Origin of the sequence: Luteibacter aegosomatis (assembly GCF_023078455.1) — a bacterium.
Classification (GTDB): domain Bacteria; phylum Pseudomonadota; class Gammaproteobacteria; order Xanthomonadales; family Rhodanobacteraceae; genus Luteibacter; species Luteibacter aegosomatis.
In genome coordinates this window covers 3804870-3830292 of the sequence record NZ_CP095740.1, presented here as the reverse complement: position 1 = coordinate 3830292, position 25423 = coordinate 3804870, and the positions used below count along the sequence as shown (strand labels likewise).

Below are 25423 nucleotides of genomic sequence, written 5' to 3'. Positions count from 1 at the left end.
TTTTTTGCATGGGATACCATTCGGGCGATGAAGAACGTCCTATTCGACCTGGATGGCGTGCTGGTGGACTACCAGCCTTCCGTCCGCATCGAACATATCGCCGTGACGCTCGAACGAAGCGCGTCCGACGTGCATGCCGCGATCTATGGATCGGGTGTGGAAGCCGCTGCGGACGCGGGACGTCTGGGGCCGGACGAGTATCTCGATGCCCTGGGCAAGATCATGGGCCTGCGCTTGCCCGTGGATGTGTGGACGGAGGCCCGCCGGCGGGCAACGCGTATACGACCGGCTCTCATGGCACGCATCGCGTCGCTGGCTTCGCAAGGCGTCGGGGTCGGCATCCTCACCAATAACGGACACCTGTTCGCGGCGCAGTGGGAACGTATCGTGCCGGAGCTGTTTCCGCTTTTTCGCGGACGGGCCCACGTCGCAGCCCGGTTCGGCGCGACCAAGCCGGATCCGCGCGTGTATGCCGGGGCCCTCGGAAAACTGGGATGGCGCGCCCAGGACACGTTGTTCATCGACGACGCGCAGGCGAACGTCGACGGTGCGCTCGAGGCGGGACTGGCTGCGCGCTGTTGCGGGAGCGAGGACAGCGTCGGCGACGTGCTTGCGTCCTTGTGACGCGAGCGCGTCGGGATGCGAATGGTGGGTCGTGACGGATTCGAACCGTCGACCTACGGATTAAAAGTCCGCTGCTCTACCGACTGAGCTAACGACCCATACGCAAGGAGCCGGCTAGTTTAGACGGCGAGGGAAGGGGGCACAAGTCGTGAAAACGCCGGATTCAGGTGGCGAGGACGATGGCCTCCACGTCGCGGCCGGAGTCGCGCCACGCATCCAGGCCGCCGGTGAGCGGCCGGACGTTGGAGAACCCCAGCTTGGTCAGGCGCTCGGCGACCTTGGCGGCCGATACCTCGTTGGGGCATGAGCAATAGATGATCACCGACGTGTTCCGTGGCAGCGTGGCCAGTTGGGTGTCGGCGCTGGAGAAATCGAACAGGCGCGAACCGGGGATCACATAGGGATCGTCACGGCGGCTCGAAGCGGATCGCACGTCGACGATGAGCGCGCCGGGGTCGTGCGCGAGCAGCATCGACAGCTCGTCCACCGAGATGCGGCTGCGGCGCAGGCTGGCGATGAGCAGGGCGCGGCGGACGTAGCGGAAACCGATCCACACCAGCAGACCGCACGCGGCGAGAGCGGCCATGCCCACCCCGAATTGGCGCAGCAGGGCCAGCACGGCATCGATCTGCCGATAGAAGACCATCCCGGCCGACAGGCCCACGACGACCCATAGGGCGGCACCGGCGAGGTCGTAGAGGGTGAAGCGCGAGAAACGCGTGTCGCCCGCGCCGGCGATGGGGATGGCCACCAGCGAAAGACCGGGGATGAATCGCGAAATGAGCAGGAGCTTGACGCCGCGCTTCTCGAAAAAGCCGCTGGCCCGCCGCACGCAGGTGTCGGGCGAGAGCGAGACGCGGCACAGGCCGTCGAGCACGCGGTAGCCGAAGCGACGGCCGGCGAGGAACCAGGCGGCATCGCCCGCGAAGGCCCCGGCGAGCGCACCGACGAAGGTGGGCAGCACCAGGAGGGGCGACGAGGCCGTGACCAGGCCCGCGCCGACGAGGATGAGCGTGGGCATGGCGGGTACGGGCAGCCCGATGGCGGCCGCGAACGTACCCAGGAACGCCACCAGGGGCGCGGTATCCGACCAGTTCACGCTTGCCACGACCTGATGCCCCTCGCCTTATCGCGGCAAAGATACGCCGGTCGGGCGTTGCCGCACAGAGGGACGGGGGCGCCGGGTCGTCCGTGTCGTGGTTTCCGGGTCACCGCCGCTGAAGCGGTTCCCTCAGCGTGGCGCGCGCCGGACGCGCGTTGCCCATGGCCACGCCGGGCAGGTGTACCCAGTAAAGCGTGCCCCGGCCCGGACGGGAGCGCACGCCGATGGCACCGCCGAGGGTGTCGGCGATCCGTCGCGCCACGGCCAGTCCGAGCCCGAAGCCCGGGTGACCCGGCAGGCGCGTGAACGCCTCGAAGAGGCGCTCCTGTTGCGCCGGCTCGATGCCGATGCCGTTGTCGCGCACTTCCAGGCGAATGTCCGCGCCGCGTCGGCGCATGGCGACCAGGACTCGGCCCTGTGGCGCGCACGCCACCGCGCTGGTCAACAGGCGGTGGAGCAACTCGCCCAACAGCGTGGGATCGCCCCGCAAGGGCAGCGCGCCGCCGCGCCAGCGCACGTCGACGCCCAGTCGGGCGGCGTCCGGGGCGATGGCGGCCCTGGCCCGCACGAAGAGATCGGCGGCCAGCAGCTCGACGGGCTCGGGCTCTACCGCGCCGGCGTCGAACCGGGCCATGTCGAGCAGGCCGTCGAGCAATTCGCCGAGGCGGGCGAGATTGTGCTGCATCTGTCCTTGCACGGCGCGTTGACGCAGGTCGTCGCCCGGCTGCATGCCGGCGACGAACAGCGACAGCGCCTGCAGCGGTTGGCGGAAGTGGTCGCCCATCTGTTCGAGGAATCGCGTGTGCCGTGCGATCTCGTGCAGCCGAAGGCGCAAGGCTTCGGTCATCGCCGCGTCCTGGCGTTCGCGCAGGCCGGCCAGTTCGGCCAGCAGGGCCTCGAGCGACACCGTGTCGTCGGTGGCCGTCGCGCCGGTGCGCGGATCGCGAGGATGCAGGGCCAGATCGAGTCGTTCGCGCAGTTGGGCCAGGGGCGCGGCGGCCTCGCGCTCGATCGTGCGCGCGCCGAACGCGAAGGCGAAGATGATGCCCGTGGCGAGCAGACCCGTCATCAGCCATGCCGCGAAGCGCCGTTCGTGCAGCGTCGACGCGTCGCTGAAGGTTTCCATTTCGCCCATCGGCGTGTTCAGGCGAACGCTCAGCCACGGCGAGGACGGAGGGCGTCGCCCGCTGTCCACGACCAGGTCGGGAAGGTCGTCGCGATGCAGGATCACGCGATCCGTCGGCGCGCTGCGCGCCAGCGCGCGTCCGATGAGGTCGCGCAAGCGCTCGTCGCCCAGCCCCGGGGCCACCACGGATCCGATCCGCACGGCCTGGATGCGAGCCACGTCGAGCGCCTCGGCGGAGATCGCGCGCAGGTGCATGACGGTCAGCATCAGCGTCAGGGCGAGGGCGATGAGCGTCGTCGGCAACAATCCCTTGCGGACGATGTGCCGGTGTGGCGACGCGGTCCTGCGGGCGGGGAAGAGCGGCGCGAGCATGATGTGCCCTTCGGGCATGGAATCTCGTGACGAATCTATGAAACGCGCCGCCGATGCGCGATAGCCAAGGGGAGGTAAGCGGCATGGCCTAGGCCTTCCGGTCTAGGCCATGCGTCGGATCACTTGCCGTGCAACTGCGCCACGAGGCGGTCGTGATCGGCCTCGATCTTGCGCAGGCGAGCCTGCCTGGCCGCTTCGCTGACCCATTGGGCGGAGCTTGCGCGGCGTTTTTCCAGGCTGTATTCGATGTTGGCGAAGGGAACCAGCTCGTCGTCGTTGGCCGGGGCGAAACCGCTGATGTCGTGGATGAGTTTGAGGTTCGCCTGCTCGCGCGCTCCGTTGCCGCCCTTGCCGTAAGACGTGATGAACGTCGCGATCCGATCGCGCAGCGACGGTGGCAGGTCGTTGCGCACCACGATCACCGCGTGCGGAATGAGCGAGGATTTCCAGATGATGCGCAGGCGGGCGTACTGCTCGGGGAAATGCTGCCTGAAACGCTCCAGGTCCGCGGTGTTGTTCGTGGCCACGTCCACTTCGCCGTTCGCGACCGCCAGCGCGTTGTTCTGGTGGTTGTCCACGTGCACGTGGGCGAAGAACGTGTCCGAGTCGAGGCCGCGGGCCGCGAAGAGCTGCGTCTCCGGAACGAGGTATCCCGACACCGAAAGCGATTCGCCGCGCGCGAACGTCCAGCGGCCCGGATGCGTGAGCATCTGGTCGAGCGTGCGGATGCGCGAACCGTCGGCGGCAAGCAGCACGGCGTAATAGCCCTTCGAGCCGTCCGTACGGGTGAGCTGGGCGATCGTGCGCATGTTCTGCCGGGTGACGGCATCCAGCGCGAGACGGCCGGAAAGGAAGGCGATGTCCACCCGCTGTTCGCTGATCGCCTGGGCGATGCCTTCATAGGTGGTGACCGAGACGGAGCGCACCGGGCGCCCCAGCGATTTCTGCAGGTCGTCGAGCATCGGGCGCCAGGCTTCCAGCGATTCCGCCGGACCGCCGATGGGCAGGATGCCGAAGGTGAGCGGAGCGCTGGGGTCTTCGTCGTCGGCGAAGGCGTGATCCGCCGAGGCGCACGCGAGGAGCACCAGCAAGACGAATCCGAGCGCGCGCCACTTTGCCGAACCAAGCATGGCCTGCCCCTGCCGGAATCCGCGTTCTTCAGCGAATCCCTTCTCGCCGTGTCAGTCGCCCAGGTGTTGCGCGGCGACGAGGGCCTCGAGGCGGTTGCGCACATGGAGCGCGCGGAAGATCGCCGCGAGGTGGATCTTGACCGTGCCTTCGCTGATTTCGAGTTCCCTCGCGATCAGCTTGTTCGGCTTGCCCTTCGCCAGCAGCTTGAGCACATCGATCTGGCGTTCGGTGAGTACCGTCGCCAGGCGTTCGCGGGTGCTCAGGCCGTCGCCGGCCGAGGTCGAAAACGGCGAGGACATGGGCGCGCTGTTGCCGGCGGGCTTCATGGCCTCGGGCGGCACGTAGACGCCTCCACCGGCGACCAGCCGCACGGCGTTCAGGATCACGTCCGGCGACGACGACTTGGGAATGTAGCCTTGCACGCCGAGGTCGAGGACGTGGCGGATCGCCGAGGAATCTTCGGTGCCGGATAGCACGACGACTGGGCGCGCATGGGACATGCCAGCCTCGTCCGCGCCATCGCGCAGGCGTTCGACCGCATGCTTGATGTGATCGGTGCCTTCGGCACCCGGCATCGCCATGTCGATCAGGGCAAGGTCGGGCAGCGGCGACGTGTCGAGGAGGTGGCGCAACTGCTCCACCGTTTCGGCCTCGACGAATTCAACGTGATCACCCAACTCGCGAAGCTTGAGCTTCACGCCCTCGATGATGAGCCTGTGATCGTCCGCGATCAGAATGCGCATTCCAGTCCCTCCGCCCGCCGTGCCACGAGCTCCCCGTAAGGCGCAACATAGCTTCCTGCCCGTCCCGGGGCAAGCAGGCCATGCGGCTCAGACGGCTGCATGATGGACAGACCACGCCGAAACCATTACGTCGAGCAGCCGGTCGGGCGACACCGGCTTGTAGAGCACCTGCGTCGTCGCCGTATCCACGTTGCGCAGGTAGTCGCTGCGCGTCTCGCCGGTGATGAGCACGCGGGCGAACGGGGGCGGATCGCCGGGCCGGCGACGGTAGTAGCGGTCCAGCAGGGCGATCACGTCCAGCCCCGTGCCTTCACGCAGGCGCAGGTCGGAAATGACGATGTCCGGCGGCTGCATCCACTGGTGCACGGCCTCCATGGCCTGCTGGGCGTCTTCGGCGGTCAGTACCTCGCAGCCCCAGCTGCCCAGCAGGAAGCTGATGCCGGCGAGGATGCTCGGCTCGTCGTCGATCACCAGCACGCGCATGCCGGTGATGTCCCGGCGCGGGGCGGGTTCCGACAGCGGCGCCGGCGCGATTTCCTGCACGCCCGGCTGGACTTCGGGGAGCGTGACCGAAAAGACGCTGCCCTTGCCCAGCGTCGATCGCACGCTGGCCTGGGTGCCGAGCAGCCCGGCAAGACGCTGCACGGTCGAGAGCCCCAGGCCGAGGCCGCGGCGGGTGCCCTCGGGCCGGCCCGCCTCGGGGCCGCTTTCCACGCGGTAGAACTCGTCGAAGATGTGCCTCTGGTGCTCCTGGGCGATGCCCAGGCCGGTATCCCAGACGTCCACGCGCACGGTGCCGTCGAGGCGGCGTCGCGCGCCCACCAGCACGCCGCCGCAACGCGTGTAACGCAAGGCGTTGCTCACCAGGTTGTTCAGGATGCGGGCGACCATGGTGCGGTCGCTGCGTACCCACAGGCCCGTGGTGCGCACCACGAGACGGAGGTCGTGCTGTTCGGCCACCATGCGGAAGTTGACGCTCACTTCCTCGAATACCTCGTCGAGCGCCACGTCACGGATCACCGGTGGCATGGCGCCCGTCTCCAGGCGCGAGAGGTCGAGCAGTTCGCTGAACAGGTGGTCGAGCGCCTCGACGCATTCCTGGATGTGCGCGATGCGGTTGAGCCGCACCGGGTCGAATTCGTCCACGGCCAGGCCCGAGGAGAACAGCGTGAGTGCGTAGAGGGGTTGGCGCAGGTCGTGGGAGGCGGCCGCCAGGAAACGCGCCTTCGCCACGCTGGCGGCCTCCAGCGCCGCGTTCTTGCGGGCCAATTCCTCGGTGGCCTGGGCAATCTCGCGTTCCATGCCGATCTGCGCGTGCAGCAGCTTCGATGCCGCGCCGTTGAAGCCGCGTTGCAGGTCGCCGATCTCGGTGTCGTCGGTGACCGGCACCACCACGGTGCGGTCGCCCAGGCCCAGCTGGCGTACCGCGATGGCAAGGTTGCGTAGCGGGGCGCTCAGCCAGCGGGCCGTGGACCAGCCGATGCCTATCGCGATGAACAGGCTCAGGGAAAGCCAGAGCAGGGCGTTGTGCACGCTGGCGCGTTGCGCGGAAACGGCATCTTCCACGCTGACGTCCACGGTGACCGAGCCGACCACGCGATGGTTCACCGGATCGAGCACGTCGCGCGATACGGTGAGGCTTTCGTCGTCGTCCACCGAGCCGTTCACCCGGTCGGCGAGGATCTCGCCGTCGGGATCGGCGATCCGCACGCGAGCGACCTGGGGCAATTGCACGATCGATTGGGCGATGCGGCCGAGGTCGCGGCGCTGCCCATCGCGCAGGGCGTCGCCGGAGACGGAGGACGCCTGCTGGGCGATGGCGTCGGCGGTGGAGCGGCCCATCTCATGGAGGGTGTCCATCTGGTGTCGCGTGAGCAGGGTGACCAGCAGTACGGCGCTGATCGCCGTCGGCACGAGCGCCACGCAGGTCAGGCGTTGCACGAGCGACGTGCGGCGCCACACCTTTTCCAGCCATGAAACCGGTACGTCACGCATGCGCATCCCCTGTCGCCGACCTTCCAGGCGACGTGGGACAAGCCTAGCGCAGATTGGCGAAAGGACGGCATCCCCGCCATTGGCCTCGGCCAACTGGCCGAGGCGCGGAACGTCAGTAACGGACGCCGGATTCGCCGTAGGCGCGCAGGACCTCGCGGGCCTGGTCGCGCAGGATGTCGCGACGCACGGCGATGCCCCGGCGTTCGAGTTCGCCCGCCCAGTCGGCGGGGAGGGGGCCTTCGTCGAACGGGGTGAGTTCTTCCACGTCGTCGGCGCGGGCGCCGATCAGCAAGGTATCGATGCCGGCCCACACGGTGGCGCCGTAGCACTGGCAACAGGGTTGTGAGCTGGTGGCGAGCGTGAAGGCGCCGCTACGGCGGCCGTCGTTGTCGGTGTTGAGGCGGAAGCGCTGCATGCGCTGCTGCGCGAGCATGTACGCCATCATTTCGGCGTGGGCCACCGAGCAGGTGTGGGGTACCACGCGGTTGACGCCCACGGCGACGATGCGGTCGTGCTGGTCGAACACGACGGCTCCGAAGGGACCGCCGGTGGCGCGCTCGACGTTGAGCGCGGACAGCTCGACGGCAAGGCGGATCTTCGGCTCGTCGCCGGTGTACGGGATGTCGGTCTTTACCGCCTGGTGGACCCACGCCGGCAGCGTGAGGTGGACCTGGGCATACATCACGACTGCTTGGCCCACGAATCGCGCAGGGTCACCACGCGGTTGAACACGGGGCCGTCGTGCGTGTGGTCGTGCATGTCGGCCACGAAGTAGCCCAGGCGCTCGAACTGCATGCGGTCTTCGCGCGCGGCGCCGGCGGCCGCCGGTTCGACATAGCCGTGCACGACGCGGCGCGACTCCGGGTTGATGTGATCCTTGTAGGTCTTGCCGTCGCTGTCGTCGTCGGGATCGGTCACGTCGAACAGGCGGTCGTACAGGCGCACCACGGCGGGCACGGCGTCGCGCGCGCTCACCCAGTGGATGGTGCCCTTCACCTTGCGGTCGGCGCCGGGCATGCCCGAGCGCGTGTCGAGGTCGAGCGTGCAGCGCAGCTCCACCACGTCGCCGGCATCGTTCTTCACCAGCTCGTCGCACCGTACGATGCCCACGCCGCGCAGGCGCACCTCGCCCTCGGGCTTGAGGCGATGGAAGCCCTTCGGCGGCACCTCGGCGAAGTCCTCGCGCTCGATCCATAGCTCGCGCGCGAAAGGCACTTCGCGCGTGCCGAAGGATTCGTCCTTCGGATGGTTGGGAAAGGTGAGCGTTTCGCGGTGGTGCTCGTCGAGGTTGGTGATGACGAGCTTCAGCGGATCGATGACGGCGAGGCGGCGTGGCGCGGTGCCGTCGAGGTCTTCGCGGATGCAGCCTTCGAGCACGCCCATGTCGATCGTGCTGTTCTGCTTGCTGACGCCGATGCGCTCCCAGAACAGGCGGATGCCCGCCGGCGTGAAGCCGCGGCGTCGCACGCCCGCGATGGTGGGCATGCGCGGGTCGTCCCAGCCGTCGACCAGGTTTTCGGACACCAGCGTGATGAGCTTGCGCTTGCTCATCACCGTGTAGTTGAGGTTGCCGCGCGAGAACTCGATCTGCCGCGGTTTGCTCGGTACGGTGGGCAAACCGGCGGCGACCAGCGGCTGCCACAGCTCGGGGTCGTTGGCGAGGTCGACCTTGTCGACGCACCAGTCGTACAGCGGACGGTGGTCTTCGAATTCCAGCGTGCACAGCGAATGCGTGATGCCTTCCACCGCATCGGACAACGAATGCGCGAAGTCGTACATCGGGTAGATGGGCCAGGCGTCGCCGGTGTTCTGGTGGTGCACCTTGCGGATGCGGTACAGCGCCGGGTCGCGCAGGTTGATGTTGCCCGAGGCCATGTCCATCTTCGCGCGCAGGGTCTTGCTGCCGTCGGCGAATTCGCCGGCGCGCATGCGCCGGAAGAGGTCGAGGTTTTCCTCGATGGAGCGGTCGCGATACGGCGAATTGCGGCCCGGCTCGGTGAGGGTGCCACGGTATTCGCGCACCTCGTCGGCCGAGAGATCGTCGACGTAGGCCACGCCCAGGCGGATGAGCTTGCACGCGGCGCGGTAGAACACCTCGAAGTAATCCGAGGCGTGGCGCAGCTCGGCCCACTCGAAGCCCAGCCACTTCACGTCGCGCTGGATGGCCTCGACGTATTCGATGTCTTCCTTCGACGGGTTGGTGTCGTCGAAGCGCAGGTTGCAGGTGCCCGCGAACTCCGAGGCCAGGCCGAAGTTGAGGCAGATCGATTTGGCGTGGCCCAGGTGCAGGTAGCCGTTGGGCTCCGGCGGGAAGCGGGTGTGGATTTTCGCGTGCTTGCCGGAGGCGAGGTCGTCGCGGACGATCTGGCGGATGAAGTGCTGCTGCAGGACGGGCGTTTCGGTCGACATCTCGAAGGACTCGGAGGGTGGGTCGCGGCAAACTGTCGAGTTTACCCATCTTGGATGAAGGGTGCTTGCCGCACGGCCGGGCCGCGCGGTAGCTTGGCCCCATGCGGATCGCCTACCACGCCGAGACCCTCTTCGATGCCCACCTGGTCAAGGATGCGCTCGAGCACGCGGGCATCCCGGCCTTCGTCTCGGGGGAATTCCTCATCGGGGCGATCGGCCAGTTGCCCGCCCGCGATTTCATCGAGGTGAGGGTGCCGGAGTCGGCCGGCGACGCGGCGGACGCCATCGTCCGCGGCATCGAGGCCCAGCTCGCCGAGGCCCGGGCCGCGGCGGCGGCCGACGACGACTTCGGTGCGGCGACGATCCCCGCCTGACTCGCGCCCCTTTCCAGGATTTCCCATGCAGGCCATCCACGACCTCGTCCGCGACGTGCCCGACTTTCCGAGCCCCGGCGTACTGTTCAAGGACATCACTCCGTTGCTTTCCGACGCCCGGGCCTTCGGGCAGTGCATCGACGCCCTCTGCGAGCCCTGGCGCGAAGCGTCCGTGGGGGCCGTGTGCGGCATCGAATCGCGTGGCTTCATCTTCGGCGCCGCCATGGCGCGGGCGTTGGGCGCGGGCTTCGTCGCCCTGCGCAAGAAGGGCAAGCTGCCACCGCCGGTGATCGGCATGGACTACGGCCTGGAATACGGCCGCGATCGCCTGGAAATCGGCCGGCATACCCTGTCGCCGGGCGAGAGGGTGATCGTCGTCGACGACGTGCTCGCCACCGGCGGCACGCTGGAGGCCGGGCGGCGGCTCGTCGAGGAACTGGGTGCCGAGGTGATCGGCGCCGGCGTGGTGATCGAACTGGAGGTCCTGGCCGGCCGCGCGCGCTGGGCGGGACCGGCGCCGCTGCATGCGCTGGTGCGTTACTGACGCTCGTCGAGCCGTTCGATCAGCACGATCTCGCTGGCACCGGGGCCATCGTCGTCGCGGGCCAGAGAGGTGTCGAGGTGCCAGCCGTCGTCGCGGCGCACGTCCACCAGTTGCCCGTCCACGTGCACGATGTCGCCCGGGCGCACGTCGCGCAGCTTCGTGGCCATGTCGTCGTTGGCGGGCACCATGTGCATGTTGGCGCTGGAGGATTCGATCTCCTTGCGCGGAATGGGGTAGTCGTCGGCGTACCAGTAGTAGAGCCGGTTGGACTGCGAGATGCGGATCTTGCCCAGCACCTTGTCCTGGGCCATGCGGCCCCAGCCCAGCGCGAGGTCGGTGGGGGCCAGCGGCGCGAGCTCGTCGAGCTGGTAGTCCTCGCGGGACAGCACGCGGGCCGTCATCGCGATGCTGGCGCGGGGCTGCAGGGTGAAGTGTCCGATCGACAGCGGATGCCCCTGCGCGATCGCGTGCTGCTCGGGCGCGCCGACGGCCGGTTTGCCGTGGGCGAGGCCCCCACCGCCATGCGGCCAGCACGCATAGGCGGCCCAGGCGCATAGGGGGATCAGGAGGGCGAGCCAGGAGCGCATGCGGCCAAACCTTGGACGAGATGAAACCCCAACGGCTGAGCCGCCTTATCGTTGACTTAGGCCGCGCGCCCGCTGGCGGCCTCGGTGCTGAAGAGATCGGGGGGAATGGCCCGGATCACGTCCGCCAGCGCCTCGAAAAACGGCGTCATGGCCGAACTCTTCCGCCACAGCATCGCGATGCGCCGGCTGGGAGCGGGCGATTCGAACGCCACGAGGCTCACGTTGGGCGATTGCGCCACGGGCGGCTTGACCGCGAGGGCGGGCAGCAGCGTGATGCCGACGTTGGCCGACACCATCTGCCGCAAGGTTTCCAGGCTCGTCGCCCGGAAACCGGTCTTTTCTCCCGCGCCGGCCAGGTGGCACACCTCGAGGGCCTGATCGCGCAGGCAGTGGCCGTCTTCCAGCAGCAACAGGTTCTGCTCGGCCAGGTCGTCCATGCGCAAGGGCCCATGCCGGGCCAGTTCGTGGTCGTTCGGCACGGCCAGCAGGAACGGCTCCTCGAACAGGAATTCGGTGTGCAGCGACTCGTCGTGGACGGGCAGGGCGAGAATGCCCGCATCCAGCGTGCCCTCGCGCAGCATGTGCAGCACCTGCTCGGTCTTTTCCTCGCGCAGCAGCAGCTCGAGGCGGGGGAAGCGTTCGCGCAGGCGCGGTACGACGTGGGGCAGCAGGTAGGGTCCCAGCGTGGGGAAGATGCCCAGGCGGATCGTGCCGGATTCGGGATCGCGCGTGCGCTGGGCGATCGACTTGATCTCGTCCACCTGCGACAGCACGCCACGCGCGCGACGGGCGATTTCACGACCGGTTTCCGTCAGCAGCACTTTCCTCGGGGTACGTTCCACCAGGGCGACCCCCAATTCGTCCTCGAGCTTGCGGATCTGTGTCGACAGCGTGGGCTGGCTGACGAAGCTGGCATCGGCCGCGCGACCGAAATGGCGGTATTCCGCCAGCGCGACGAGGTATTGCAGGTCCCTGAGGTTCATGGGGTGGGCTCGTGGGTCTTGATAGCCCGAGCCTATCACATTCATGTCTACAATCGATTTGAGATATGCGGCAAGGGTCGCTAACCTTAGTGACTCAGTCGCGTCACCAAGCGCGCGCAGAGTTCAAACCCACCCTCAAACTGGAGAGTCGAGATGCTGACCATTGGCGATAAGTTCCCCGAATTCAACCTGCTGGCCGTCGACGGTGGCCCGCTGGCCAACAAGATCGAAGACGCCTTCACCACCATCTCCGACAAGTCGTACGAGGGCAAGTGGAAGCTGGTGTTCTTCTATCCGAAGGACTTCACCTTCGTCTGCCCGACCGAGATCAAGGGCTTCAGCGACCTGAACGAGCAGTTCGCCGATCGTGATTGCCAGATCCTGGCCGCTTCCACCGACTCCGAGTTCGTCCACCGCGCCTGGCGCATGGACCACGCCGACCTGAAGGACCTCAAGTTCCCGATGCTGGCGGACATCAAGAAGGAGCTGACCACGGCCCTCGGCATCCTGACCGCCGACGGCGTGGCCCAGCGTGCGACCTTCCTGGTCGATCCGAACGGCGAGATCCAGTTCGCCTACGTCACCGCCGGTTCGGTCGGCCGCAACCCGGACGAAGTGCTGCGTGTGCTCGACGCGCTGCAGACCGACGAGCTGTGCGCCTGCAACTGGAAGGCCGGCGACGAGACCCTCAAGGTCGCCTAAGCCTTCACCGGTCGTAAGTCCCGCGTCGTTCCCCTCCCCATCCCCGTGCGACGCGGGCCGCCCTGGAGGCGGTGAAGTTCGCTTCACCGCCTCTTTTTTCGGGTGCCCCCCCGATCCTTTTCGCGTGAACCGGCCCCTCGGGTCGAGATATTCCGCGCCCCTTTCGTATCTCTCCTCACGATAAAGGTGCAAACCCATGAGCATCGCCGATCTGCGCAGCACGCTTCCCGAATACGCCAAGGACCTCAAGCTCAACCTCGACTCCGTGTTGAGCGAAGCGGGCGCCCCCGGCCTCAACAAGGCGCAGATCGCGATGATCGCGCTGGGCTCGGCCATCGCCGCGCGCTACAAGCCGCTGACCGAGGCGATCGCCGTGTTCGCCGGCGAAAACGCCAGCCCCGAGCAGGTGACCGCCGCCAAGGGCTCGGCCGCCATCATGGGCATGAACAACATCTACTACCGCTTCCAGCACCTGGTGTCGCATCCCGAGTACGAGACCCTGCCGGCGAAGCTGCGCATGAACGTGATCGGTGCCTACAAGGGCGATGCGAAGAACGATTTCGAACTGGTGTCGCTGGCCGTGTCCGCGGTGAACGGCTGCGGCATGTGCATCGACTCGCACGACAAGGTGCTGCGCGACGGCGGCGTCTCGGTGCAGGCCATCCAGAGCGCGGTTCGCATCGCCTCGGTGATCCACGCCGTGGCCGTGGTGCTCGAGCAGGCCGAGGCCGCGGGCTGAGGCACCCCGTCCGCCGATACGATCGGCTCACACCCCTCCGGTAGCGAGGTTGCTACCGGAGGGGTGTGAGCCGACCGTGTCGGCGAATCCTGCGAAGCGTCGACTTGCGGACGGCTCGAAGCCGGACCATCCTCGATCCACCCAAACGCGTGGAGGAGGGGTCCCATGAGTTACGTCGATGGTTTCGTCTGCCCGGTGCCGGAAGACAAGCTGGGCGAATACCGCAGGATGGCCAAGAAGGCGGGCAAGATCTGGATGGAGCTTGGCGCGCTGTCCTACCACGAGTGCGTGGCCGACGACGTCAAGCCCGGCAAGGTCACCTCGTTCCCCCAGGCGGTGAAGCTCAAGCCGGGCGAGGTCGTGGTTTTCTCGTGGATCGTCTACAAGAACCGCCGCGAGCGCGACCGGATCATGAAGAAAGTCATGGAACATCCGGGGTTTGCGGAGTGGTCCGACCCGAAGAACCTCCCCTTCGACGGTAAACGCATGTTTTTCGGCGGTTTCAAGCCCATCGTGGAATATTGACGCGTTGCGGCAGAAACAGGGGTGCCTTCTGGCACTGTGTCGAAGGTCACCCCAGTTCGCACGATGCGGGGATCGTCCACCAGGGGTTCCCCGTCATGCATCGTCTCGTACGTCCGCTTCTCCTCACCGCGCTCGCCGCCGCCTGCGGCACGGCGCTCGCCGCCGGCACGGATGCGCCGCCCCTCGGACACCTGCCCGGTTGGGCCCAGCCGGAGAGCTACAAGCTCTCGTTCAAGGTCGATCCGAAGCAGGAGACCTATTCCGGTTCCACCACGGTCAAGGTCAAGCTGACCCAGGCCTCCGATTTCATCTGGCTGCACGGCAAGGACCTCAAGGTGTCCAAGGTCGTCGTCACCGACGCCGCCGGCAAGAAGCACGAGGGCAAGTACACCGTGGCCGCCGAGAAGGAAGGCGTGGCGCGCGTGGATCTCGGTGCGAAGCTGGACGGCGAGATCACCCTCGCCATCGACTTCACCGCGCCGCTCAACAAGCAGCTGCAGGGCCTCTACAAGGTCTCGCACGAGGGCGTGCCCTATGCGATGACGCAGATGGAGCCGGTGTCGGCGCGTTACGCGTTCCCGGGCTTCGACGAGCCGATCTTCAAGACGCCGTACGACATCAGCCTCACCATCCCCGCCGACGACCAGGGCGTGGCGAACACCGCGCAGATCAAGGAAGAAAAAGCCGGTGCCGGCTGGAAGACCCTGACCTTCTCGACGACCAAGCCGCTGCCGACCTACCTGGTGGCGTTCGCCGTGGGTCCGTGGGACGTGGTGAAGGGCCCGGACATCACGCCGACGCAGTACCGCTCCACCGCCACCCCGCTGCGCGGCATCGCCGCCAAGGGTGAAGGCCATCGCATGCAGCACGTGCTGGGCGAGACCAATTCGATCATCCACACGCTCGAAGACTATTACGGCTTCGGCTACCCGTTCGACAAGCTCGACCTCCTCGCCGCGCCGGACTTCAGCGCGGGTGCCATGGAGAACGCGGGCCTGGTCACCTTCCGCGACTGGCTGCTGCTGATCGACCCGGATTCGGCCGCCCAGTACGTGCGCGGCTCGTTCAACGTCAACGCGCACGAGCTCGCCCACCAGTGGACCGGCGACACCGTGACGATGGCCTGGTGGAACGACCTGTGGCTCAACGAGGCGTTCGCCACGTGGATGCAGCAGAAGGTGACGCAGAAGGTGCACCCGGAATACCGCGCCGACCTCGACCGCGTGCGCGGCGCGCAGGGCGCGATGGGCAACGACAGCCTGGTCAGCGCGCGCAAGATCCGCCAGGAGATCACCGGCAACGGCGACATCGAGACGGCGTTCGACGGCATCACCTACCAGAAGGGCGCCGCGGTGCTCGGCATGTTCGAGGGCTACGTCTCCGAGCCGACCTTCCAGAAGGGCATGCGCGCCTACATCCAGAAGCACAAGTTCGCCAACGCCACCGCGGACGACCTCGTCGACTCCATCGCCGAGGCCGCCGGCCAGGGCGAGCAGTTCAAGAAGGCGTTCAACAGCTTCCTCGACCAGTCCGGCGTGCCCTACGTCACCACGCAGGTGAAGACCGAGGGCGGCAAGACCGTGCTCGAACTCAAGCAGAGCCGTTACCTGCCGCTGGGCAGCACCGGCGACGCCAACCGCGTGTGGGGCGTGCCGATGTGCGTGCGTTACGGCACCGGCGGCGGTGCGAACAAGGTCAAGTGCGAGATCTTCGACAAGGCCACGGGCAGCATGGTGCTCGACGGCGCGGCGAAGGACACCTGGGTGATGCCCAACGCCGACGGCCGCGGTTATTACCGCTTCGCGCAGGGCAAGGCGGATCTCGCCGCGCTGTCGAAGGTGGCGGGCACGCTCACCGATGCCGAGCAGCTGGCCTATGCCGACGCCGTGCGCGCCGGGTTCCAGCACGGCGACCTCGATGCGGGCGACGTGCTCGCCGCGTACAAGCCGCTCACCGCGTCGAAGGTACGCGAGGTGTTCACCGCGCCGATGGCGACGCTGGAGTGGATCCTTTCCAACGAAGCCACCAACGACGCGCAGCGCAACGTGGTGCGCAAGTGGGCCACCGACGCCTACCTGCCGAAGCTGAAGGCGCTGGGTTATCGCAAGAAGGCCGGCGAGCCGGACAACGACACGATCACCCGCACCACGCTCGCATCCTTCCTCGCCGGTGACATGGACAACGCCGAGGTCCGCGCCGAACTGCTCAAGCAGGGCGACGCCGCGCTGAAGGCGAAGGACGGCCGCCTCGACCTCGACGCCGCCGATCCCGACCTGCTGGGCGCCTCGCTCGGCGTGGCGGTGCAGGAGCGTGGCGCGCCGGCGGTGGATGCGCTGATCGCGGAAATCCCGAAGACCTCCGACCCGGCCAAGCGCAATGCCATGCTGAGCGCGCTGTCCGAGGCGAAGGATCCGGCGTTGGCCAACAAGGCCCGCGATTTCGCGCTCGGCAAGGACGTGAAGGTGGGCGAGATGGCGATGGTGCTCAGCGGCGGTCGTCACTCCGAGGCCTCGCGCAACGACCTGTGGAAGTGGTTCGTGGCCAACTACGACAAGATCGTGGCCCGCACCGGCAGCTTCGCCGGCGGCCGCCTGCCCGCGCTGGGCGCCGGCGGCAGCTGCTCCAAGGCCGAGGCCGACCGCCTGTCCGCGTTCTTCGACAAGGATCGCCTGTCGAAGGTGAGCGGTGCCGAGCGCGGCCTGGCGCAGACCAGCGAGTCGATCCTCCTGTGCTCGGCGTTGAAGGCCAAGCAGGACCCGAAGACGATCCGCTGATCGGTTGAAGCGTTGCCTATGAAGAGCCGGGCGAGCGATCGCCCGGCTTTTTTTCGCCGACGCCAACGACGCCATGGCCCCGCGATCGTCACCGCGCGACTGCGCTAACCTTACGCCCATGAGTTCCCGCCCGCCCGCCATGCCACGGCCCACCGCACGCGACGTCGCGGAAGCCGCGGGCGTGTCCATCTCCGCCGTGTCGCGCACCTTCACCGAAGGCGCGAGCGTCTCGGCGAAGACGCGCGAGCGCGTGCTCGCCGCCGCGACGGCGATGGGCTACCGGCCGAATCCCCTGGCGCGCAGCCTTATGACGGGCCGTACCGAACTCATCGGGCTCGTCTCGAACCATTTCGCGAATCCGACCTTCATGGAGGTTTTCGACCTGTTCACCCGCGAACTGCAGGCGCGCGGCCTGCGCCCACTGCTGGCGAACCTCGGCGAAGACGGGGACGGCAGGGCCGCGCTGGACATGCTGCGGCAGTACAACGTGGACGCGGTGCTGATCGCGACCTCCGCGCCGCCCGATGGATTCGCCGCGTCGTGCCGCGCGGCGGGGCTGCCGGTGATGCACGTGTTCGGCCGCGCCGGACGCGCTTCGCCCGTGCCGGTCGCGACGGTCGACAACGTCGCCGGCGGTCGTCTCGCGGCCGATGCGATGCTTGCGCGCGGCCTGCGCCGCCTGGCCTTCCTCGGCGGTTCGGCGCACGACGCGTCCACGATCGACCGCGGCAAGGGTTTCGCCGATGTGGCGGCCCGGCGGCTGCGCCAGACGATCCACGCGGGCAACTACACGCACGAGCACGGCCGTCTGGCGATGCACACGCTGCTCGACCGCGACGACGACGTCGATGGCGTGTTCTGCGCGGACGACGTGTTGGCGATGGGTGCGATGGACGCCTGCCGCGAACGTGGGGTACGCGTGCCGGACGATATCGGCATCGTCGGGTTCGACGACATGCCGCTGGCCGGCTGGGCCGCCTATGCGCTGACGACGGTGCGCCAGCCGATCCGGGACATGGTGCTGCACGCGATCGAACGCATCGTCGCGTGGATGGAAAACCCCGACGACGTCCCTCGCAGCAAGCTGTTCCCCTGCGAGCTGGTCACGCGTACGAGCCTCGGCTGACGCCGGATTCCGCCGTCGGTTCCCTTAGCGACACCCAACGGCGCTCGCGATGCGACACGAGCGCGGCGGCGATCACGCGATCCACTTCATAACCGTCGCGGAACGTCGGCCAGACGCTTTCGCCCGTGGCGATCGCGCGGAGAAAGTCGCGCATCTCGATGGCGATCTGCTCGTTGTACCCGGTGCCGTGGCCGACACCCTGGTTGAAGGCGAGGTAGTCGGGATGCGCGGGACCCATGAGCAGTTTCTGGAAACCTCGCCTCGCCGGATCGCGCGCGGCGTCGTACAGCCAGAGGGCGTTCTGGTCTTCCTGGTCGAAATGGATGGCGCCGCGCGTGCCGGTGATGCGGTACGTGTAGCCCATCTTCCGCCCCGCAGCCATGCGGCTGAAGCTCAGGCTGCCGGTCGCGCCGTTCGCGAAGCGCAGCAGCATCTGGCCCTGGTCGTCGTTCTCCACGGCCTCCGGCCCGGAGGGACCGTGGCGCATGGGCTGCACGATGCGCGTGTCGGCAACGAGGCTGTCGATGGGCCCGACGAGCCGCAGGCACGCGTTGACGATGTGCGAGGCGACGTCGCCGAGCGCTCCCGCCTCGGTGCCGGTCGCCACGCGCGTGCGCCACGACGCGGGCAGCGCGGGATCGTGCAGGTAATCCTCGACGTGTTCGGCGGCGACCTGGATCACCTCGCCGATCTCGCCGGAGGCGATGATCTGGTGCGCGAGCTGGCTGGCCGGCGTACGGATGTAGTTGAACCCCACCATGTTCGGGAGGCCGGCCCCCTCCACCGCCTCGGCCAGTGCGAGCGATTCCCCGGCCGACGTGCCCAGGGGCTTCTCGCAGAAGACTGGCTTTCGCGCGGCGACGCAGGCCATCACCATCGCGGCGTGCGTACGCGGCGGCGTCGCGACGATCACGGCTTCGACCCGCGGGTCGTCGACCAGGGCGCGCCAGTCGCCCGTCGAGCGCGACCATCCCCAGCGGCCGGCGAATTCTGCCGCACCCGCATCGCTGGACGTGGCGATCATCTCGCAGACGGGCGTCCGCTCGGGTTCGAACGTGGGGCCGACGGTTTTCAGGGCGACGGTATGCGCCTTGCCCATGTAGCCGGCACCGATCAGCCCGATACGCAGTTCGTTCTTCACATGACGTCCCGCAGCAGTGGTGCGTCCGACTCTACGGATGTTGCGGTGCAATTTGCAAGCGCTTGCAAATCGGCCTAGCGTGGTGCTGCCGAGGTATCCCCCCGCCTTCCATCCGTCCCGCGCAGGAGCCGCCATGAACGCCCATGTATCCGTCGTCGCCCGCCATCCGGTCGCGATCCCCGTCTTCACCGAGGCGACGCTCGACACCGACGCCATCGTCCACGAACTGCTCGACGGCATCGGTGCCGTCACGCTGCGCGGTCTTTTCACGGCGGCCGAGATCGCCGAAGCACGCGCGATCGTGATGCGCGAGTCGGATCTCGACGCGGCCGGCGGCAAGGTCACGCACTTCCAGGGCGACGCGGAACGGGCGGGGCGCATCAACCTGCAGCGCCGCGTGTGGAACCTGCTGGCGAAAGGCGACATCTTCTCGCGGATGGCGGCGCACCCGGCGATCATGCGCGTGATGCGCGCCTTCATCGGCAGCGAGTTCATCATGGGATCGATCGCGGCGAACCGCATCCTTCCCGGCGGCCCCGGCCAGGAGCCGCACATCGATTACCCCTACTGGGACTTCCATTCGCCCGGGACGCATCCCGCGCGCATCAACGCCACGTTCGCCCTGAATGCCCAGGCGACGATCATGCTCGACCCGTTCACCGAGGAAACGGGCGCCACCGCCTTCGTGCCCGGCAGCCAACGCGAGCTGCACTATCCCGACGAGGGCGACCGCTTCTTCGAGCGCTGCGAGCGCATGCTCGGCGAGCCGGGCGACACCGTCGTCTTCTTCGGCGCGGTATGGCATTGCGCGATGCCCAACCGCAGCGCGATCGACCGCTCCGCGATCATCACGCAGTACCTGCCCAAATTCGTCAAACCGATGGAAGACCTGCCCGCGGCCCTGCCGAAGGCGTTCGTCGAGAACGCCGGTCCGGACATCCGTCAGTTGCTGGGCCTGAACTACCCTTACCCCGAGGTGCTCGACGCGGCACGCGGCGGCAATGCGGAAGGGCGCGACGTCATGAAACAACGCTGACCGGCGATCACGGGCGCACGCTTCCGTCGTCGCGGTAACGGCCGTCTCGATGCGCCGTTTGGGCGTGGATGAATCGCATCACGTCGTCCATCACCGGAGCGGCGCGATGCAGCGGCCCCAGGGCGAAGACGAGCTTTTCATGGCCCAGTCCGGGATAGAGCTTCAGTTCCACCGGCTCGCCCATCTGCCGGTAACGGCCTTCGAGCGAGATGGCCTCGGCCGGGTAGACCTCGGTGTCGGCCTCGCCTTGAAGTAGCAGTGCGGGCGGCTCGTCGCCGTCGACGAAATGGACCGGTTGCGAGCGGGCCTGCTCGTCGGCGGTGCGGCCGAACATGTCGAGATAGGCTTTCTCGTCCAGCGGCAGGAAGTCGAACGCACCGGCGACGCCGATGAGGCCGGACAGATCGCGTGGCTTCATGCCCACGCTGGCAAGCCATTGCTTGTCGGTGGCCAGCATGGCCGCGATATGGCCGCCGGACGAGTGGCCCATCACGAAAAGATCGGAGGCGTCCCCGCCGAACATCGCCGCATGGTCCTTTGCCCATCGCACGGCGTCCGCGCCGTCCCGGAGAAAGCCGTCCATGCGCACGGCGGGCCAGTGACGGTAGTCGGGAACGATGGCCACCACGCCCCGCCGGGCCAGTGCCTCGCCCACCCAGCGATACCAGCCTCGCTGGCCGAAGCGCCAGTCGCCGCCGTAGAAGTACACCACCACCGGCGCGTGCTCGGCATGGAGGGGCGCGTAGACGTCGAGCGACAGGTCGCGGTCGGGTGCGAACGGGATGTCGCGATGGGCGACGATGCCGGAACCGGGCTGCGTGGCGTTCACCGCCGCGAAGAAGGTCGCGTGGCAGCCGGTCAGGCACAGCAGGGCGAACAGGAGGAAGGGGATGCGCATCCGCGGATTGTAGGGGCGAGCCACTACAATGCCTGCATGAACGATATTCGCACGATCCTGCGCCAGGCGGGCGATGTGTTGGGTGACCGCCTGGAAGCGGAAGCGCTGCTGGCACACGCATTGGGAGTGAACCGCGCATGGTTCTTCGCCCATGGCGACGACGTGCCCGCCTCCGACGCGCAGGCTCGTTTCGATGCCTTGGTGAAGCGCCGTGCCGCCGGCGAGCCCGTGGCCTATATCGTGGAGCGGCGGGATTTCTGGTCGTTGTCGCTGGAGGTCACGCCCGCCACGCTCATTCCGCGTCCGGAAACCGAACGGCTCGTGGAGCTGGCCCTCGAGCGCCTGCCGCGTGGCGGCCGTGTCCTCGACCTGGGTACGGGAAGCGGCGCCATCGCGCTGGCTGTCGCGAAGGAGCGGCCGGACGCGTCGGTGCATGCGGTGGATGCGAGCGAACCGGCGCTGGAGGTCGCGCGGCGCAACGCGAGGCGCCTTGGGTTGGACGTGGTATTCCACCATGGCGACTGGTTCGCGCCGGTCGCCGGGGAACGTTTCGACATGGTGGTCAGCAATCCGCCTTACATCGAGGAAGGCGACATGCACCTGTCACGGGGGGATCTTCGCTTCGAGCCGCTTTCGGCGTTGGCATCCGGTGCGGACGGGCTCGATGACATACGCCGCATCGTCGGCGATGCCTTGCCGCATCTTTCGCCGGGCGGCTGGTTGCTGTTCGAACACGGTTGGAACCAGGGCGAGGCCGTGCGTCGCCTGTTCGACGTCACGCGATGGAGCGATGTCTTCACGGCCACGGATCTGGAGGAGCGGGATCGGGTGAGTGGAGCGCGGTCGCGATAATCGCGGACGGGTCAACCCGCGCTCGCCACCGGCGCATCCACGAACTGCGGAAACCGCGCGCGGACTGCCTCGCGGATCTGCGGCAGGTCGAGCCCCGCCATCGTCAGCACTTCCTCGCGGCTGCCGTGGTCGAGATACACGTCCGGCAGGCCCAGATGGAGGATCGGCAGCGTTACGCCGTGCGCGGCCAGGCACTCGGCCACGCCCGCGCCGGCACCGCCGGCGACGGCGTTGTCCTCGATGGTGACGAACGCGCCGTGCGTGCGCGCCATTTCGAGGATGAGTTCCTCGTCGAGCGGCTTCACGAAACGCATGTTGACCAGCGTGGCGTCCACTTCGGCGGCGATCACCGCGGCGGGCGCGAGCATGGTGCCGAAAGACAGGATCGCCAGCCCGTGGCGGCCGCGGCGACGCACCTCGGCCTTGCCGATCGGCAGCGTGTCGAGATCGGGCGACAGCCGGGCTCCCGGCCCGGTACCGCGCGGGTAGCGGATGGCGGCGGGTCCCGCGTACCGGAAGCCCGTGCTGAGCATCATGCGGCACTCGTTCTCGTCGGCCGGCGCCATGATCATCATGTTGGGCAGGCAGCGCATGAAGCTCAGGTCGAAGCCGCCCGAATGCGTGGCCCCATCGGGGCCGACCACGCCGGCGCGGTCGATGGCAAAGGTGACGTCGAGGTTCTGCAACGCCACGTCGTGGATGGCCTGGTCGTAGGCGCGCTGGAGGAACGTGGAATAGATCGCCACGACCGGCTTGGCGCCTTCCACGGCCATGCCCGCGGCGAGCGTCACCGCGTGCTGCTCGGCGATCGCCACGTCGAAGTAGCGCTGGGGGTATTCCTTGGAAAAACGCACCAGGCCCGAACCCTCGCGCATGGCGGGGGTGATGCCGAGCAGGCGTTCGTCGGCGGCGGCCATGTCGCAGAGCCAGTCGCTGAAGATGTCGGTATAGGTGGGCTTGGCGGGCGCGCCCTTCTTCACGAGGCCGGCGACCGGATCGAACGGCCCCACCGCGTGGTATTCGATCTGTGCCTTTTCGGCCGGCTCGTAGCCCTTGCCCTTGGTGGTCATGACATGCATGAGCTGCGGGCCGGGCAGGTCTTTCACCGTTTCCAGCGCGTTCACCAGTTGCGCCATGTTGTGGCCGTCGATGGGGCCGGTGTAATGGAAGCCCAGTTCCTCGAACAGGGTGGACGGCACGAACATGCCCTTGGCGTGCTCCTCCCAGCGCTTGAAGAAGCGGCCGAAGAAGGATTCGCGCGGCATGGCCTTCTTGGCGCGTTCACGCCACGCGTTGAGCGTGCGGCTGGACATCGCGCGGGCCATCATCTTGGTCATCGCGCCGACGTTTTCGCTGATCGACATGCCGTTGTCGTTGAGGATCACCAGCATGTTCGGTTCGATGTCGCCACCGTGGTTCAGGGCTTCGAAGGCCATGCCCGCGGTCATCGCGCCGTCGCCGATCACCGCCACCACCTTGCGCGGGTCGCCGCGACGCTGAAGCGCGATGGCCATGCCCAGCGCAGCCGAGATCGACGTGGAGGAGTGGCCGACGCCGAAGGTGTCGTACTCGCTCTCGTCGCGGTTGGGGAACGGTGCGAGGCCGTCCTTTTTCTTGATCGAGGTGATGCGGTCTCGCCGACCGGTGAGAATCTTGTGCGGATAGCACTGATGCCCGACGTCCCACACCAGGCGGTCCACCGGGGTGTCGAAGACGTGGTGCAGCGCCACCGTGAGTTCCACCACGCCCAGGCCCGCGCCGAAATGACCGCCCGACGAGGCCACCGCCTCGATCAGGTAGCGGCGCAGTTCGTCGGCGATGGCCGGCAGTTCGTCCGCCGGGAAACGGCGGAGATCCTCCGGCGAGTCGATCTGCGCCAGATAGGGGTAGTGGGAGAGGTCGTTCATGCCCGTATTGTTGGCCTACGGGCGTGTCGGGGCAAGGGACGGGGTGTGAAAAACCTCAGGCATGCCGGGCGCGGGTTCAGGCCCGGCGGCGGTCCCGTGGCAGGTGGCTCACGAGGAACTCCATCTGGTCGGCCAGGATGTTGCGGTTGGAGAGGATCAGGTGCTCCACCCAGCTCGGCCGGTAAGGCACGGCCAGGAGGGGCATGTTGGCCTGTTGCGGCGTGCGGTTGCTCTTGCGCAGGTTGCACGACAGGCAGGCGCTGACCACGTTTTCCCATTCGTCCTGGCCGCGCTTGGACAGGGGCACGACGTGGTCGCGGGTGAGGGCGTGGCGGGTGAACTGCTGTCCGCAATACAGGCACAGATGCCGGTCGCGGGCGAACAGGGCGGTGTTGGTGAGGGCGGGCGCCGGATCGATGGCGTGTTCGCGGCAATGGCCCGTGCTGGCGACGATCGGGTGGAGCTGGAGGGTGCTCTGTTCGCCGCTCTCCCGGCTGATGCCGCCGTGGACCGTGACGCAGGGGTCGCCCAGGGTCCAGGCAACCACCCCCCGGACGTAGAGGCAGACGGCGTCCTGCCAGCTGATCCAGTCGAGGATCCGCCCGCCGGCGTCGAGCGACAGCACGCGGGTGGCGTGCAGCGCCGCCATTTTCGGCAAATCCTCTTGGTGCACTTCCATCGTCATCGGGTCTCGTCCTTCACGTACGCGAAAGAGCGTTCCAGCAAGCCGAACTCCGTGCGGTTCGCGGCGCGAACCCGCCCCGCAAGGGGGCGTTGATCCGAGCATAGCCCATAATTGCTACAGAAAAGCACCTCCTCGGTATGGTTCTTGCGGGGCTGTGGCGGTCATCGGGCGCTGCTATAGTGGGAATTCGCATGTGAGCCCGGCGGGTTTGGAAGGGGGGCCGGGGTGGCTTCCCAGGTCCGGCGGGTCCAAGAGGGATTGAACAGTGGCAGAAGTGCTTTTCTACGAGCGTCCGGTTCCCCTGAACCGTACGACCCATCGCGATCTCCGCTTGAAGGCGGTGAACAACATCAACTTCGCGAAGCAGGCCCATTCGGTGCCGCTCACCGGTGTCGAGTTCGCACCGGCCTCGCGCGACTTCCCGATCCTGTTCGCCGGCGACAGCATGGAAACCGCGGGCCCCATGGCGCTGCTGGGCCTTCGCCAGAACGAAAACCTGCTGGTCGGCAAGGACGGTTTCTGGGAGCAGGGCCTGTACATCCCGGCATTCGTGCGCCGCTATCCCTTCGTGCTGGCCGAGAAGCCGGCCGGCACCGAGGGTGACGATTTCACCGTGTTCCTCGACGAGGCCTACGAGGGCTTCAACGACAGCGAAGGCGAGCGCCTCTTCAACGAAGACGGTACCGACGCGCCGGCGCTGACCAACGCGGTCAATTTCCTGGGCGAGTTCCAGGACCACGTGGCCCGCACGCAGTGGTTCATGGGCAAGCTGCGCGAGCACGACCTGCTCGAACCGCGCACCATCACCCTGCAGAAGGAAGGCAAGGGCATCAACCTCAACGGCCTGTTCGTCATCAACGAAGAGAAGCTGCGCGCCCTCGACGAGAAGACCGCGCACGAGTTCCTGCGCGAAGGTGCCTTCGGTTGGATCTACGCCCACCTCGTGTCGCTGGCGAACATCGACCGCATGGCCCAGCGTCTCGACGCGCGTGAGCGTGCGGAAGAGGGTACGACGGCCGCTGCGTAAGCGTTCGTCGTCGTGCTCGTG

At 67.6% G+C, this 25423-nt stretch carries 24 protein-coding genes and 1 tRNA gene; 11 read left to right on the top strand and 14 right to left on the bottom strand.

Annotation, left to right across the window (positions count from 1 at the left end):
* Positions 1 to 27: 27 nt before the first annotated feature.
* Positions 28 to 624 (top strand): HAD family hydrolase, encoded by a 597-nt coding sequence (locus tag L2Y94_RS17275; protein WP_247370011.1) that lies wholly within the window; start codon positions 28 to 30, stop codon positions 622 to 624.
* 22 nt (positions 625 to 646) lie between these two features.
* Here the strand turns inward: L2Y94_RS17275 and L2Y94_RS17270 are convergent.
* From L2Y94_RS17270 to L2Y94_RS17235, 8 genes are all read right to left on the bottom strand, one after another.
* Positions 647 to 722: transfer RNA gene (locus L2Y94_RS17270), tRNA-Lys, on the bottom strand.
* A gap of 65 nt (positions 723 to 787) precedes the next feature.
* Positions 788 to 1723, bottom strand: a complete 936-nt coding sequence (locus L2Y94_RS17265; protein ID WP_247370008.1) for a DedA family protein/thiosulfate sulfurtransferase GlpE — start codon at positions 1721 to 1723, stop codon at positions 788 to 790.
* 109 nt (positions 1724 to 1832) lie between these two features.
* Positions 1833 to 3242, bottom strand: coding sequence for a sensor histidine kinase (locus L2Y94_RS17260; RefSeq protein ID WP_247370005.1), 1410 nt, complete (start codon positions 3240 to 3242; stop codon positions 1833 to 1835).
* A 101-nt stretch (positions 3243 to 3343) separates the two neighbouring features.
* Entirely contained in the window at positions 3344 to 4354 is a 1011-nt protein-coding gene (phnD, locus tag L2Y94_RS17255) for a phosphate/phosphite/phosphonate ABC transporter substrate-binding protein (protein ID WP_247370002.1), read from the bottom strand.
* A gap of 51 nt (positions 4355 to 4405) precedes the next feature.
* On the bottom strand, positions 4406 to 5098 hold the full coding sequence (locus tag L2Y94_RS17250; protein WP_247369983.1) for a LuxR C-terminal-related transcriptional regulator: 693 nt from the start codon (positions 5096 to 5098) through the stop codon (positions 4406 to 4408).
* An 87-nt stretch (positions 5099 to 5185) separates the two neighbouring features.
* Positions 5186 to 7093, bottom strand: a complete 1908-nt coding sequence (locus L2Y94_RS17245) for an ATP-binding response regulator (protein WP_247369944.1) — start codon at positions 7091 to 7093, stop codon at positions 5186 to 5188.
* 112 nt (positions 7094 to 7205) lie between these two features.
* Entirely contained in the window at positions 7206 to 7778 is a 573-nt protein-coding gene (locus L2Y94_RS17240) for a nucleoside deaminase (protein ID WP_247375302.1), read from the bottom strand.
* Positions 7775 to 9502, bottom strand: coding sequence for a glutamine--tRNA ligase/YqeY domain fusion protein (locus L2Y94_RS17235; protein WP_247369934.1), 1728 nt, complete (start codon positions 9500 to 9502; stop codon positions 7775 to 7777). The genes L2Y94_RS17240 and L2Y94_RS17235 overlap by 4 nt, the downstream gene beginning before the upstream one ends.
* 101 nt (positions 9503 to 9603) lie before the next feature.
* Between L2Y94_RS17235 and L2Y94_RS17230 the strand changes: the two genes are divergently transcribed.
* Positions 9604 to 9876 (top strand): putative signal transducing protein, encoded by a 273-nt coding sequence (locus L2Y94_RS17230; protein WP_247369932.1) that lies wholly within the window; start codon positions 9604 to 9606, stop codon positions 9874 to 9876.
* A gap of 25 nt (positions 9877 to 9901) precedes the next feature.
* Positions 9902 to 10420, top strand: coding sequence for an adenine phosphoribosyltransferase (locus L2Y94_RS17225; protein WP_247369930.1), 519 nt, complete (start codon positions 9902 to 9904; stop codon positions 10418 to 10420).
* Here the strand turns inward: L2Y94_RS17225 and L2Y94_RS17220 are convergent.
* Both L2Y94_RS17220 and oxyR read right to left on the bottom strand, forming a co-directional pair.
* Complete coding sequence (locus tag L2Y94_RS17220; protein WP_247369928.1) at positions 10414 to 11007, bottom strand: hypothetical protein; 594 nt, start codon at positions 11005 to 11007, stop codon at positions 10414 to 10416. The two genes, L2Y94_RS17225 and L2Y94_RS17220, sit on opposite strands and share 7 nt — an antisense overlap.
* 56 nt (positions 11008 to 11063) lie before the next feature.
* Complete coding sequence (oxyR, locus tag L2Y94_RS17215; protein ID WP_247369926.1) at positions 11064 to 11990, bottom strand: DNA-binding transcriptional regulator OxyR; 927 nt, start codon at positions 11988 to 11990, stop codon at positions 11064 to 11066.
* A 153-nt stretch (positions 11991 to 12143) separates the two neighbouring features.
* Here oxyR and L2Y94_RS17210 point away from each other — a divergent pair, with 153 nt between their 5' ends.
* The 5 genes from L2Y94_RS17210 (at position 12144) to L2Y94_RS17190 (ending at position 17856) form a co-directional block, all read left to right on the top strand.
* Positions 12144 to 12692, top strand: coding sequence for a peroxiredoxin (locus tag L2Y94_RS17210; RefSeq protein WP_144915438.1), 549 nt, complete (start codon positions 12144 to 12146; stop codon positions 12690 to 12692).
* A gap of 196 nt (positions 12693 to 12888) precedes the next feature.
* Positions 12889 to 13431, top strand: coding sequence for a carboxymuconolactone decarboxylase family protein (locus L2Y94_RS17205; RefSeq protein ID WP_144915435.1), 543 nt, complete (start codon positions 12889 to 12891; stop codon positions 13429 to 13431).
* A 165-nt stretch (positions 13432 to 13596) separates the two neighbouring features.
* On the top strand, positions 13597 to 13956 hold the full coding sequence (locus tag L2Y94_RS17200; protein WP_247369923.1) for a DUF1428 domain-containing protein: 360 nt from the start codon (positions 13597 to 13599) through the stop codon (positions 13954 to 13956).
* A 95-nt stretch (positions 13957 to 14051) separates the two neighbouring features.
* Complete coding sequence (locus L2Y94_RS17195) at positions 14052 to 16730, top strand: M1 family metallopeptidase (protein WP_247369908.1); 2679 nt, start codon at positions 14052 to 14054, stop codon at positions 16728 to 16730.
* Positions 16731 to 16848: 118 nt separating this feature from the next.
* The gene (locus L2Y94_RS17190; protein WP_247369906.1) at positions 16849 to 17856 is read left to right on the top strand and encodes a LacI family DNA-binding transcriptional regulator; all 1008 of its coding nucleotides are present in this window, start codon (positions 16849 to 16851) and stop codon (positions 17854 to 17856) included.
* Here L2Y94_RS17190 and L2Y94_RS17185 read toward each other — a convergent pair.
* Positions 17834 to 18997 carry a Gfo/Idh/MocA family protein gene (locus tag L2Y94_RS17185; RefSeq protein WP_247369903.1) on the bottom strand — a complete coding sequence of 388 codons (1164 nt, stop codon included), beginning with the start codon at positions 18995 to 18997 and terminating at the stop codon, positions 17834 to 17836. The genes L2Y94_RS17190 and L2Y94_RS17185 overlap by 23 nt on opposite strands.
* A 133-nt stretch (positions 18998 to 19130) precedes the next feature.
* On the opposite strand from L2Y94_RS17185, the gene L2Y94_RS17180 reads away from it, so the two are divergent.
* Complete coding sequence (locus L2Y94_RS17180) at positions 19131 to 20033, top strand: phytanoyl-CoA dioxygenase family protein (protein WP_247369891.1); 903 nt, start codon at positions 19131 to 19133, stop codon at positions 20031 to 20033.
* 7 nt (positions 20034 to 20040) lie between these two features.
* Here L2Y94_RS17180 and L2Y94_RS17175 read toward each other — a convergent pair whose 3' ends face one another.
* On the bottom strand, positions 20041 to 20931 hold the full coding sequence (locus L2Y94_RS17175; RefSeq protein WP_247369890.1) for an alpha/beta hydrolase: 891 nt from the start codon (positions 20929 to 20931) through the stop codon (positions 20041 to 20043).
* A 36-nt stretch (positions 20932 to 20967) separates the two neighbouring features.
* Between L2Y94_RS17175 and prmC the strand changes: the two genes are divergently transcribed.
* Complete coding sequence (gene prmC / locus L2Y94_RS17170; protein WP_247369887.1) at positions 20968 to 21783, top strand: peptide chain release factor N(5)-glutamine methyltransferase; 816 nt, start codon at positions 20968 to 20970, stop codon at positions 21781 to 21783.
* A gap of 11 nt (positions 21784 to 21794) precedes the next feature.
* Here prmC and dxs read toward each other — a convergent pair whose 3' ends face one another.
* Together dxs and L2Y94_RS17160 are read right to left on the bottom strand one after the other, a co-directional pair.
* Positions 21795 to 23690 carry a 1-deoxy-D-xylulose-5-phosphate synthase gene (gene dxs, locus L2Y94_RS17165; protein ID WP_247369884.1) on the bottom strand — a complete coding sequence of 632 codons (1896 nt, stop codon included), beginning with the start codon at positions 23688 to 23690 and terminating at the stop codon, positions 21795 to 21797.
* Between the two features lie 76 nt (positions 23691 to 23766).
* Positions 23767 to 24339: an HNH endonuclease gene (locus L2Y94_RS17160; RefSeq protein ID WP_144915408.1), complete on the bottom strand. Its 573-nt coding sequence runs from the start codon at positions 24337 to 24339 to the stop codon at positions 23767 to 23769.
* Between the two features lie 301 nt (positions 24340 to 24640).
* Between L2Y94_RS17160 and L2Y94_RS17155 the strand changes: the two genes are divergently transcribed.
* Positions 24641 to 25402 (top strand): SapC family protein, encoded by a 762-nt coding sequence (locus L2Y94_RS17155; protein WP_247369881.1) that lies wholly within the window; start codon positions 24641 to 24643, stop codon positions 25400 to 25402.
* Positions 25403 to 25423: the final 21 nt, after the last annotated feature.

Excerpts from the sequence above, each read along its gene's own strand:
- L2Y94_RS17220 (WP_247369928.1), bottom strand. The coding sequence starts at position 11,007 with ATGCGCTCCTGGCTCGCCCTCCTGATCCCCCTATGCGCCTGGGCCGCC.
- prmC (WP_247369887.1), top strand. The coding sequence starts at position 20,968 with ATGAACGATATTCGCACGATCCTGCGCCAGGCGGGCGATGTGTTGGGT.
- L2Y94_RS17245 (WP_247369944.1), bottom strand. The coding sequence starts at position 7,093 with ATGCGTGACGTACCGGTTTCATGGCTGGAAAAGGTGTGGCGCCGCACG.
- oxyR (WP_247369926.1), bottom strand. The coding sequence starts at position 11,990 with ATGAACCTCAGGGACCTGCAATACCTCGTCGCGCTGGCGGAATACCGC.
- L2Y94_RS17275 (WP_247370011.1), top strand. The coding sequence starts at position 28 with ATGAAGAACGTCCTATTCGACCTGGATGGCGTGCTGGTGGACTACCAG.
- L2Y94_RS17250 (WP_247369983.1), bottom strand. The coding sequence starts at position 5,098 with ATGCGCATTCTGATCGCGGACGATCACAGGCTCATCATCGAGGGCGTG.
- L2Y94_RS17195 (WP_247369908.1), top strand. The coding sequence starts at position 14,052 with ATGCATCGTCTCGTACGTCCGCTTCTCCTCACCGCGCTCGCCGCCGCC.
- phnD (WP_247370002.1), bottom strand. The coding sequence starts at position 4,354 with ATGCTTGGTTCGGCAAAGTGGCGCGCGCTCGGATTCGTCTTGCTGGTG.
- L2Y94_RS17160 (WP_144915408.1), bottom strand. The coding sequence starts at position 24,339 with ATGGCGGCGCTGCACGCCACCCGCGTGCTGTCGCTCGACGCCGGCGGG.
- L2Y94_RS17190 (WP_247369906.1), top strand. The coding sequence starts at position 16,849 with ATGAGTTCCCGCCCGCCCGCCATGCCACGGCCCACCGCACGCGACGTC.
- L2Y94_RS17230 (WP_247369932.1), top strand. The coding sequence starts at position 9,604 with ATGCGGATCGCCTACCACGCCGAGACCCTCTTCGATGCCCACCTGGTC.
- L2Y94_RS17175 (WP_247369890.1), bottom strand. The coding sequence starts at position 20,931 with ATGCGCATCCCCTTCCTCCTGTTCGCCCTGCTGTGCCTGACCGGCTGC.
- L2Y94_RS17225 (WP_247369930.1), top strand. The coding sequence starts at position 9,902 with ATGCAGGCCATCCACGACCTCGTCCGCGACGTGCCCGACTTTCCGAGC.
- dxs (WP_247369884.1), bottom strand. The coding sequence starts at position 23,690 with ATGAACGACCTCTCCCACTACCCCTATCTGGCGCAGATCGACTCGCCG.
- L2Y94_RS17205 (WP_144915435.1), top strand. The coding sequence starts at position 12,889 with ATGAGCATCGCCGATCTGCGCAGCACGCTTCCCGAATACGCCAAGGAC.
- L2Y94_RS17180 (WP_247369891.1), top strand. The coding sequence starts at position 19,131 with ATGAACGCCCATGTATCCGTCGTCGCCCGCCATCCGGTCGCGATCCCC.
- L2Y94_RS17200 (WP_247369923.1), top strand. The coding sequence starts at position 13,597 with ATGAGTTACGTCGATGGTTTCGTCTGCCCGGTGCCGGAAGACAAGCTG.
- L2Y94_RS17235 (WP_247369934.1), bottom strand. The coding sequence starts at position 9,502 with ATGTCGACCGAAACGCCCGTCCTGCAGCAGCACTTCATCCGCCAGATC.
- L2Y94_RS17260 (WP_247370005.1), bottom strand. The coding sequence starts at position 3,242 with ATGCCCGAAGGGCACATCATGCTCGCGCCGCTCTTCCCCGCCCGCAGG.
- L2Y94_RS17210 (WP_144915438.1), top strand. The coding sequence starts at position 12,144 with ATGCTGACCATTGGCGATAAGTTCCCCGAATTCAACCTGCTGGCCGTC.